At 50.4% G+C, this 421-nt stretch carries 1 protein-coding gene; it reads left to right on the top strand.

The features are described from left to right. A partial coding sequence (locus MO867_RS22680; RefSeq protein ID WP_252473397.1) for a DUF7168 domain-containing protein occupies nucleotides 1-317 on the top strand: 317 nt, incomplete at its 5' end. Nucleotides 318-421: the final 104 nt, after the last annotated feature.

Here is a 421-nt window from a genome sequence, read left to right as displayed (position 1 = left end):
GAAACACCTACATTTCCAGCCTGAATAAACGCTTGAAGCGAGCTACAAAAATACGCCGTGGTGACTTGTATGCCCAGGGGTGGGTCCAGGCGGTTAGCCATAAAGTGGTAACGCATAAGCGTAGCGCGGCGGAGCGACTTGCAATGGCAAGTTACAAGGAGAAGCGCTGGCCTAATCTGGTGACCACCAGAGGAAGGGACAGAACCAGCAAAGCGAGAAGCCACGATTTACAGGCAAAACTGCAGGGGTTGATTGATGGTGACAAAGTTGATTTCCACCAGGGAGTACATGGCACTAAGCGTGCGGCGTTGCACTAAACCCAATTAGGAGAAATATCATGGAGCTAGAGGTTAAAGGGAAAACGGTTAATAGGTTCGCAATCTTTGCCGGCCGGGTTCATTTAATGAATGGTGGCGCAAGG

It is taken from the genome of Microbulbifer okhotskensis, from assembly GCF_023895975.1.
GTDB classification, from domain to species: Bacteria; Pseudomonadota; Gammaproteobacteria; order Pseudomonadales; family Cellvibrionaceae; genus Microbulbifer; species Microbulbifer okhotskensis.
Note: the sequence above shows the minus strand (reverse complement) of the source record. Positions and strands in the feature narration are given on the sequence as shown.